The sequence below is a fragment of the Acinetobacter sp. 1294596 genome (assembly GCF_000582925.1).
In the GTDB taxonomy this organism is placed as follows: domain Bacteria; phylum Pseudomonadota; class Gammaproteobacteria; order Pseudomonadales; family Moraxellaceae; genus Acinetobacter; species Acinetobacter radioresistens.
Genome location: NZ_JFCC01000039.1, coordinates 19,445 through 29,376, shown reverse-complemented (window position 1 = coordinate 29,376; position 9,932 = coordinate 19,445). Strand labels below are relative to the sequence as shown.

The window sequence follows — 9,932 nt, the reverse complement described above, 5'->3', positions numbered from 1 at the left end:
CATTCAGACCAAGGTTCACAGTACTGTAGTCGTGATTTTAGAGCGCTGTTACTGACAAATGATTGTACTCAGAGTATGTCTAGACGTGGAAACTGTTGGGATAATGCAGTGACTGAAAGCTTCTTTCATACATTAAAAGGTCATGTGGTACATGGCAGTGTGTTTTCGACTCGAAAAGAAGCGAATGCTGTCTTGTTTGACTATATTGAAATTTATTACAATCGGGTCAGAAGACATTCTGCAAACGGCTGGTTAAGTCCAGAAGCCTTTGAACAGAAATATATTAAAAGTTTAGAGGGGCTGGTTGTCCACGATACTGTCTAGGATCAAATTGACCTTTTTGCAAGTTGGAATAAATAATTTCGACTTCTTCTACATTATTACTATCATAAGCTTCTTTAAGTTTTATAAAGATTTCACTAGCTTCTGCTTTTTGATGCTCTGGAACTTTATCTGGGTGACAGAGATTACATGCTCTCCTAAACATGCTTTTCAGCTCTTTTTCTGATACTTCATCCAATTTATCAACTCTTGTTTGGCTTAGTTCCTCATACTCATGAGAATAGTCATTAAAGTCCTGTTCCGCTTCATCGGCTTCATCTTTTTTTGAACGAGCCGATTCATCATTGTTTTTCTCGGCACAATCAGAAATGTATTTGAAATATTCAGCCTTGGCCTGAAGAATTTGTTTTGTGACAAATCCTAGAATTTCATGCTGTCTACGATTGAATAGGACTAAATCACGCTCAATATCAGCCTGTTCGTTCGTGATTGATTCGAGTCGGAGTTCGAGAATTTTCAATTCGAATTTTAATTCATGAATTTCATTATCTTCACTGACAGTTAATGCGGTGAAGTTTTTAAGATAGAGGGTTATTTCCTCCACTGCTTTTTTGTACTCATGATGATCTAAGCAATCTATAATATTATCTAGAGAGTATATGGCTTGCACTGGCTTTAACTTTACTATCTGTGCTGCAACACTCTCAATTTCATTAAGTAAAATACTATTCTTTATAATTTCTAACCTAGTTTTAACTGCATTTGGTGATACGTTATTTGCTATGTGGTTTGAAGATGGATTTATTAATTTTGAAAAAATATCTAGATAATCCTGACAAATCTGAATATTTCCCTCAATTACAGTAATGTTTTCATTATTTTTTCGTGCTTGATTCGTCCAATTATAAGAGCCAGTGATCACAACACTTTCATCAATCACACAAAATTTGTGATGCATCTTATTGAACTTTTCAACGTCTAAAAATTCAACCTGACAACCATAATTTTTCAATCTAAAAAAGTTGAGCTTACCTTGCCCACAATTTATCTGATCCTTTATAAGTATTACCTTTATATTTACACCCTGTTGTGCTTTCTTACATAATTCATTAAATAATTCTGGATCTGTAAACCAAGCAACAGCAACTTTTATTTCTTTTTCAGCAGCACGTAGATAGGTAAGAATAATATTATGTATATTTTCAAAATATGCTTTTACTTTAAAAACTTAAGCTTCATCACAGTAGACTTAATTGCATTTTAATTTATAATTTTGAATAGACTACCTATTTTTTTATTAAACATAAAAAGTTACCTTTCTTCGCCAGAAATTAACCTCTATTCTTCATTTCAATCAACTTCATAGATCTTACAAGTCAACTTCTTGGAGGATTTACTTAAATAACTAAATTACCAATCACTACAAACATTTTAAAATTTCAGTCAAGTTTTTAGATAAACCATTTTTTTGAAGTTTTGCATAAATACCATTTTTCAAAATTTAATCCTGATATGTTTATCTAAATGACATATTTCATATGATGAATTCATAAAGAAATGATGTGCATTAAAAACTTTAAACACTAGCATATAGGAATTGAAATGCTTGATTTAGCAATATTTTTAATAGATTACTTTAATCTATCTCTCAAACATCATTTGTTTTCTGTTATTAGTCATTAATTCAGGGGAATGGTATGGGATTTACAATAGACCTCACCAATACTGAACGACGGGTTTCTACCGCTGAATTTGCACTACGCATGAATATCAGTGAAAAAGAGCTCTATCAACGTATCAAAGATGGACGTATACAGTCACCGATCAAGGATGGTCGTAAAAATTTTTGGCTGAATAGTTATGTACTTGCTTGCATCACAAGCTCAGAAACTTATCTTGAGCCCATTTGAAAAAGCTAGAATAAAAAAGGTCGCTAAAATAGCGACCTTTTTTTACAACAAATTATTTTGTGAGTAACACTGTGAGTAACTTATAAAAATTTTATGAATAAATATATAAATTACAAAGCATTAATCACAGCATAGGCAGATTACATCATGCCGCCCATGCCACCCATACCGCCCATATCTGGCACAGCTGGTTTGTCTTCTGGAATATCAGTAATCATGCATTCAGTGGTCAGCATCAGGCCAGCAACAGAAGCAGCATGTTCAAGCGCAGAACGCGTTACTTTTGCAGGGTCAAGAATACCCATCTCCAGCATGTCGCCATATTCACCTGAAGCTGCGTTATAACCATAGTTACCTTCGCCGCTCTTCACTGCATTGATTACTACTGAAGGCTCATCACCTGCATTAGAAACAATTTGACGAAGTGGTGCTTCAATAGCACGGCGCAGAATATTGATACCTACATTCTGGTCATCATTGTTACCAGTTAGGCCATCAAGTGCTTTTGCAGCACGAACCAGCGCTACGCCACCACCAGCAACTACACCTTCTTCAACCGCAGCACGCGTTGCATGCAATGCATCATCTACACGGTCTTTTTTCTCTTTCATTTCAACTTCAGTTGCAGCACCAATTTTGATCACTGCTACACCACCAGCTAACTTAGCAACGCGTTCCTGAAGTTTTTCTTTATCGTATTCAGATGTAGATTCTTCGATCTGTGCACGGATTTGCTGTACACGCTCAGCAATTGCATCAGCATTACCTGCACCATCAACAATCACTGTATTTTCTTTAGATACAGTAACTTTATGTGCAGTACCCAGATCTTCAAGGTTAGCCTGCTCAAGAGACATACCCACTTCTTCAGAAATTACGGTTGCACCAGTCAGGATAGCAATATCTTGCAGCATGGCTTTACGGCGGTCGCCAAAGCCAGGAGCTTTCACTGCACACACTTTGATAATACCGCGCATGTTATTTACGACCAGAGTTGCCAGCGCTTCGCCTTCTACGTCTTCTGCAATGATCAGTAACGGCTTACCTGTTTTTGCAACAGCTTCAAGTACAGTAATCAGTTCACGGATATTACTGATTTTTTTGTCAACCAGAAGAATGAACGGATTTTCCAGCTCAGCCGTCAGAGTATCTTGCTTGTTTGCAAAATATGGAGAGATATAACCGCGGTCAAACTGCATACCCTCTACAACATCAAGTGAGTCTTCAAAGCCTGAACCTTCTTCAACGGTAATTACGCCTTCTTTACCGACTTTTTCCATTGCCTGAGCAATCAGCTTACCTACAGTCTCATCAGAGTTTGCTGAAATTGAACCCACTTGTTCAATAGCTTTAAAATCATCTGCTGGCTTCGCTGTAGCGCGGATATTTTCAACTACAGTCTTCACTGCAAGATCAATACCACGTTTCAGGTCCATTGGGTTCATACCCGCAGTTACTGATTTAATGCCTTCATTCAGTATTGCTTGCGCAAGTACAGTTGCGGTTGTTGTACCGTCACCCGCGATATCATTGGTTTTTGAAGATACTTCACGTACGAGCTGTGCGCCCATATTTTCGAATTTATCTTTTAGAGAAATTTCTTTAGCAACGGTTACACCGTCTTTAGTAATATGCGGTGCACCAAAAGAACGGTCAATCACTACATTACGGCCTTTAGGACCTAAAGTTACTTTAACAGCATCTGCCAGAGTGTTTACACCAGCAATCATTTTTGTACGGGCTGAATCACCGAATTTTACGTCTTTAGCTGACATTTTTAACTCCAATTTTTTAAGAAATACTTGATCTGATCACAAATGAGTTAAACGTAAATTAGCCTTCTAACACCGCAAGGATGTCAGACTCTTTCATAATAAGAAGCTCTTCCCCATTTACTTTTACAGTTGTACCGGCATAAGTTCCAAACAGAACCTTGTCGCCAACTTTTACGTCAAGTGCACGTACACCATTATCAGTAATTTGACCATTACCCACTGCAATGATTTCACCTTGAGAAGGTTTTTCTGCCGCAGAACCTGGCAATAAAATACCACCAGCAGTTTTTGTTTCTTCTTCTACACGACGAACTACTACACGGTCATGTAATGGACGAATATTGCTCATAATTAACTCCATCAGACTAAGTCTTTTTTAAGTAATCAGTTATTACTTTATTTATAAGTCTAAGTAATAACCTAAAGTGTTTTGATGACACTTTTGTGGGGATAGAAAAAAACGCTTCAAGGGGGAAAATAAAAAAAATTTGTATTTTTGTATTTTTTTTAACCGCTCGACAGATCTTGGGTAATTATTTAATCACATCTGTCCGTAAAACAAATGATTGACTCTCTTCATTAAACCAGTATTGCAGAATTTCACCAGATATTGAAACAGTGTTAAAACTGTTCGGCAGGTTCTTGTGCAAGCGCCAGGAAGTCGCAGTACCGGCATGAATATTATAAATAGGATGATCAACTTTTAAATTATACAGTCGGGTCAGATCATAGATCGCGGTTTTATGTAAATGGCCATGTAAAATACCAAACAATTTATATTGTCCCCAAACCTCTAGAGCCATACGGCCGAGTACCGGACAGTCTTTTAAACCATGGGGGTCGTCAGGTTCAGTATAAAACGGCTGATGTGACGTAATAATTTTAAGTTTATGTAAGGGGGCCTGTTCTAGTTTCTCACGGGTTTCATGAATTTGCTCTAGTGAGACATGACCACGTGTATGATAACGCCGTCTTACACTATTGATTCCAATAACATAAAAGTGTTCGGTTTCTAGTACATTTTCCAAATTACCGAAAAAATACTGGTAACAGGTAAACGGGCTAAAGACACGATTCCACAAATGATAAAGTGGTATATCATGATTGCCAGGTACAACCAGATAAGGAATCTGGAGACTCTCTAAAAACTGCTTACAATAATAAAACTGCGTAAACCGGGCACGTTGAGTCAGGTCCCCACTTACCACGAGAGCTTCAGGTTGTTGCTCTTTACAGAATACTCGTAAGGCCTTTATACATTCTGGCCGCTCGGTACCAAAATGCAGATCAGAGAGATGGAGCAGCATAGGGCACCATTATGTTAAGCGCATTTTTTTCAACTGTAATTTTTAAAGGTGTCTGCAACTCGACAATTTCTCCATCAATCGCCACTTTAATATTTTTTTTAGCTGCATGTACCTGAACCTGATCTGCGCAGAAGCTATAGACCTGTGAAGCCTGTTCAAGCTTGCCTTGTATCAGTTGAAATAGCAGTTTAAACAAAGTTCTTTTATCAGTATTTGCTACAGCCACACCGGCAACCCGGCCAGCTGCCGCACAGTTAGCAACACGCAGACGCATTTCCTGTAGCTGAAGTTGATTATTACCAAAAAAGACCAGCGGCGTATTTAAGGGATATCTTTTACCATCCACTTCTAAAGTCAGTTTTAAAGCTTTGCGATCTCGAATCATAACATCCAGAGCTGAAGCATATGCATTAAATGTAAAGCGGCCAAACCGCTGGTTATATGCCTCCCTTCGCTTAATAAAGAGTGGATATAATCCTAGACTTGCATTGTTCAAATAAATCTGATTATTAAGTTTTGCCACATGAATCGCCTGAGGCCGACCAGAAATAATTACCTTTGTAGCTTCAAGCAAATCTAAAGGAATATTCAGGGCCCGCGCGACATAATTAAATGTCCCTAAAGGTAATAAGCCTAGCGGTATGTCAGTATGCAATAACTTTGCCCCTACTGCATTTAGAGTACCATCCCCCCCAGCTGCGACCACAACCCCTACATCTGGCCCATTTAAATGACGATCCAGTACATCCTGCATCAGCCGGTCAAAATCTGAGTTTGAATGTAATTCCAAGACCTGAATTTCGAAGCCATGTGTACTGAGTTGAGTTAATATTTCTTCATAAAGCTCATCGCGACGGGCTGCATGAAAACCAGAATTTCTGTTATAAATAATGGTTAAAGGGCGCAATTGCTCATTCATAAACAATAAAAATTAAAGTAGTTGCTCTAATTTCGTCCAATTAATAGACAATTAAAATAGGCATTATGTAAAATTTAAATGAGTATGATTTATTTTACCAATAATAGTAAATTCAATTTTTTTTAACGTAATCATTTTATTTTTAATAAAATTTTTTAAAAAAATACCATATATTTTTATTAAAAATAATTTGATATAAATTTCTTAATCTAATTTAATATATTGATTTTAAGGATATTTATATAAAGATATCTATGTAATTACTTTCAGCCTTTAGTCTTATTTTTTTTATTAATTTATGCTTTAATACTGCCACTTTTTTTATTCATTTTGTTTGTCTTGTTTAGACAGACGAATTTGTACTTGTACTTTGTACATATTTTTAATAGGCCTCACCATGACCCAAGTGAACGCACCAGAATTCGTTCGTCATCCTAAGCTTATTGCATGGGTTGAAGAAATTGCAAAATTAACGAAACCTGCAAAAATTGAATGGTGTGACGGTAGCGACGAAGAATATCAACGTCTAATTGACCTGATGATTGCTAACGGCACTATGAAAGCATTAAACCAAGAAAAACATCCTGGTTCGTATCTTGCAAATTCTGATCCTTCCGACGTTGCTCGTGTTGAAGACCGTACTTACATCTGTTCTGAAAAGCAAGAAGATGCCGGTGCGACCAATAACTGGGAAGCTCCAGCCGAGATGCGTACCAAACTAAATGGTTTGTTTGACGGTGCCATGGCTGGACGTACCATGTATGTCGTACCTTTCTCTATGGGCCCGCTGGGCAGCCACATTGCACATATCGGTATTGAATTGACCGACTCTCCTTATGTTGCAGTGAGCATGACTAAAATGGCTCGTATGGGTAAAGCCGTTTATGATGTGTTAGGTACTGATGGCGAATTTATTCCATGTGTGCATACAGTAGGTGCACCGCTTGCAGAAGGTCAAAAAGATGTTTCTTGGCCATGCAATAAAGAGAAATACATTGTTCATTACCCAGAAACCCGTGAAATCTGGTCTTACGGTTCTGGTTATGGTGGTAACGCATTACTTGGTAAAAAGTGTCTGGCACTTCGTATTGCCTCTGTCATGGGTCGTGACCAAGGCTGGCTAGCAGAACATATGCTTATTCTGGGTGTAACCAACCCTCAGGGCGAAAAACACTATATCGCTGCAGCATTTCCGTCAGCCTGTGGTAAAACGAACTTTGCCATGCTGATTCCACCTGCGGGTTATGAAGGCTGGAAAATTGAAACTGTAGGCGATGATATTGCCTGGATCAAACCAGGTGAAGATGGCCGCCTGTATGCAATTAATCCAGAAGCTGGTTTCTTTGGTGTAGCACCTGGAACCAATACTAAAACTAACCCGAACTGCATGGCAACGCTGCATAAAGACGTCATCTATACTAACGTTGCTGTGACTGAAAATGGCGAAGTATGGTGGGAAGGTCTGTCTAAAGAAATTCCAGCAAATCTTACGACCTGGAAAGGACAGCCTCATGCAGAAGGCGAAAAAGCTGCGCATCCGAATGCCCGCTTTACTGTTTCAGCAGCTCAGTGCCCTTCTATTGATGCAGACTGGGAAAACCCGGCAGGCGTACCTATTTCTGCATTTATCTTTGGTGGACGTCGTGCCGATACAGTACCTTTAGTTTCAGAAGCTTTTGACTGGGTAGATGGTGTATACAAAGCAGCAACCATGGGTTCAGAAACCACTGCTGCAGCTGTAGGTCAACAAGGCATCGTACGCCGCGATCCGTTTGCAATGCTTCCATTTGCTGGTTACAACATGGCCGACTACTTTGGCCACTGGCTAAGCATGGGCGAAAAAGTTGCTGCGCAAGCTGAAGCACATGGCAACCATTTACCGAAAATCTTCAATGTAAACTGGTTCCGTCGTGATGCTGAAGGCAACTTTGTATGGCCTGGTTTTGGCCAGAACATGCGTGTTCTAGAGTGGATTATTGACCGTTGTGAAGGTCGTGCAAGTGCAGTTGAAACTCCAATTGGCTATGTTCCAACTTATGAACAGCTCAACTGGACTGGTCTAGACTTTAGCAAAGAACAGTTTGATACTGTAACTTCTCAAGATAAAGACCAGTGGATTAAAGAACTGGAAAGCCATACTGAGCTATTCAGCAAGTTAGGTGACCGTTTACCACAAGCACTGAAAGACCGTCAGAATCAGCTGCTTGATGCTGTAAAATCAGTTTAAATCAATGAAAAAAAAGGTCGCAATTGCGGCCTTTTTTATTTTAATTTCATCCAAGCTCTATTGATCAATTACCAGAGAAAAATTGCTATTATCATTTACCCATTAAATTGATGTCTTTAACATTTACTTAAAATTTCTTCAGCTTACTGAAGCATATCAGCCCTAAGATTGCTTATTTCCGCTAGTTCTATGCCATACTTGAACCTATAAGGATAAAAGGCTTTCTAATTATGAAGAAAATAACTTTATTGGTTACTTTACCATTATGTTTTATTATAACGGCATGCCAGACTAGCCCTCGCCAGTACAATGGTATTACAGGCTATCAGATCGAGAACAAGTCTGCCCAATCAGCGACTATTGCCTATACTTTGGCACTACGTGCCAACCAGTCTATAGATGAAAATAAATTGCAGATGGCTTGTCAGCAAGTATTAGGTACTGGTAAAACTTATAAAATTTCAGTATTAAGCGCCAATGAGATTCCAAATCCTGCTGCTACCCAGCAGGACAATTATGGTATACAACTCGGCCAGAGCCGGGCCTCATTCAGTTTATCTGATACCCCAAGTTTAAATAACAGTGAAGATTACGCAACTCGACAGGCGCTTGAAGCCAAGCCTGCAACTCTACGCGTCATTCGCTATACCTGTTCGTAATATTTTATGTTTTATCAGCTCAGACGTTATTTAAACTTATAACGTCTTATAAAAGCTGACATTGCGAAATTCTTTAGCTTCATCCAGGTCTGGCCAGGTGGTGGCACTACGTTCTTCAGTTTTGCAGTAACGAGAGTGACTAAAGTTTTTTACCCGACTATCTGCCACCCAGACCGTTGAAGTGAATTTCAGAAATTCATCCAGAAAGAAGCGGTTACTCTGATCGTAAAGTACATCAGCCGCTAATAGCACATCAACCTGCTCTGCCTTATACAAGTCATCCAAATACTCAAGCTCGACATCATTAAGCTTTGCATTCTCGCGACAAGCCGCCAGACTGACCTGATCGATATCACAACAGATTACCTGTTTGGCACCTGCCATTTTAGCGGCAATAGCTACTACTCCAGAACCGGCACCAAAATCCAATACCACTTTATCTTTGACATGCTGTGGCTCGGCAAGCAACCACTGTGCCATAGCAAGTCCTGAAGCCCAGCAGAAAATCCAGTAAGGCGTATCATTCCAGATACGTCGAATAACCTCATCATCGAGGCGGCCAGTAGGAAAAACTGGCGGTATTAACCATAATAAAATAGGGGTTTCAGGTAATTGCTGTGCCTGTAGTTCACACTGTGGTATAACCTCATGTAAAGCTTGAAGAAGATGCTCAGGAGCCTTAGCCAGTTGAAAAGTACAACTCATCAAAAATTTAACCTTTATTAAAGCGATTCAAAGTTATTAAAGCTTAATATGATACGCACTCTGGTCCATACCCCACTGCTTAAAGGCAGAATTTATAATAAAAGAATAATTCTGCGCCCTATAATTTTTTTAATACTTTTTAAAGAGT

The 9,932-nt window shown here is 38.8% G+C and carries 10 protein-coding genes; 4 read left to right on the top strand and 6 right to left on the bottom strand.

Annotation, left to right across the window (positions count from 1 at the left end):
- Positions 1 to 324: IS3 family transposase (locus J502_RS16675; protein WP_155757379.1), on the top strand; the 324-nt coding region annotated here is incomplete at its 5' end.
- Here the strand turns inward: J502_RS16675 and J502_RS12470 are convergent.
- A complete protein-coding gene (locus tag J502_RS12470; RefSeq protein ID WP_283202005.1) occupies positions 284 to 1,480 on the bottom strand; it encodes a phospholipase D-like domain-containing protein in 1,197 nt (398 codons plus the stop codon). The genes J502_RS16675 and J502_RS12470 overlap by 41 nt on opposite strands.
- Before the next feature lie 499 nt (positions 1,481 to 1,979).
- Here J502_RS12470 and J502_RS12465 point away from each other — a divergent pair, with 499 nt between their 5' ends.
- Positions 1,980 to 2,192 (top strand): hypothetical protein, encoded by a 213-nt coding sequence (locus J502_RS12465; protein ID WP_005015663.1) that lies wholly within the window; start codon positions 1,980 to 1,982, stop codon positions 2,190 to 2,192.
- A 140-nt stretch (positions 2,193 to 2,332) separates the two neighbouring features.
- Here the strand turns inward: J502_RS12465 and groL are convergent, their stop codons facing one another.
- The 4 genes from groL to J502_RS12445 all read right to left on the bottom strand — a co-directional run bounded on the left by groL (position 2,333) and on the right by J502_RS12445 (position 6,193).
- Entirely contained in the window at positions 2,333 to 3,967 is a 1,635-nt protein-coding gene (gene groL, locus J502_RS12460; protein WP_005015664.1) for a chaperonin GroEL, read from the bottom strand.
- A gap of 58 nt (positions 3,968 to 4,025) precedes the next feature.
- Positions 4,026 to 4,316 (bottom strand): co-chaperone GroES, encoded by a 291-nt coding sequence (locus J502_RS12455; RefSeq protein ID WP_005015665.1) that lies wholly within the window; start codon positions 4,314 to 4,316, stop codon positions 4,026 to 4,028.
- 184 nt (positions 4,317 to 4,500) lie between these two features.
- Complete coding sequence (locus tag J502_RS12450) at positions 4,501 to 5,274, bottom strand: metallophosphoesterase family protein (RefSeq protein ID WP_005015666.1); 774 nt, start codon at positions 5,272 to 5,274, stop codon at positions 4,501 to 4,503.
- On the bottom strand, positions 5,255 to 6,193 hold the full coding sequence (locus J502_RS12445) for a diacylglycerol/lipid kinase family protein (protein WP_005015668.1): 939 nt from the start codon (positions 6,191 to 6,193) through the stop codon (positions 5,255 to 5,257). Before J502_RS12445 ends, J502_RS12450 begins: the two co-directional genes overlap by 20 nt.
- Positions 6,194 to 6,590: 397 nt before the next feature.
- Between J502_RS12445 and J502_RS12440 the strand changes: the two genes are divergently transcribed.
- The gene (locus J502_RS12440; RefSeq protein WP_005015671.1) at positions 6,591 to 8,420 is read left to right on the top strand and encodes a phosphoenolpyruvate carboxykinase (GTP); all 1,830 of its coding nucleotides are present in this window, start codon (positions 6,591 to 6,593) and stop codon (positions 8,418 to 8,420) included.
- Between the two features lie 230 nt (positions 8,421 to 8,650).
- The gene (locus J502_RS12435; RefSeq protein ID WP_005015673.1) at positions 8,651 to 9,079 is read left to right on the top strand and encodes a hypothetical protein; all 429 of its coding nucleotides are present in this window, start codon (positions 8,651 to 8,653) and stop codon (positions 9,077 to 9,079) included.
- Between the two features lie 36 nt (positions 9,080 to 9,115).
- On the opposite strand, the gene J502_RS12430 is transcribed toward J502_RS12435, so the two are convergent.
- A complete protein-coding gene (locus J502_RS12430; RefSeq protein WP_005015675.1) occupies positions 9,116 to 9,784 on the bottom strand; it encodes a class I SAM-dependent methyltransferase in 669 nt (222 codons plus the stop codon).
- Positions 9,785 to 9,932 lie beyond the last annotated feature (148 nt).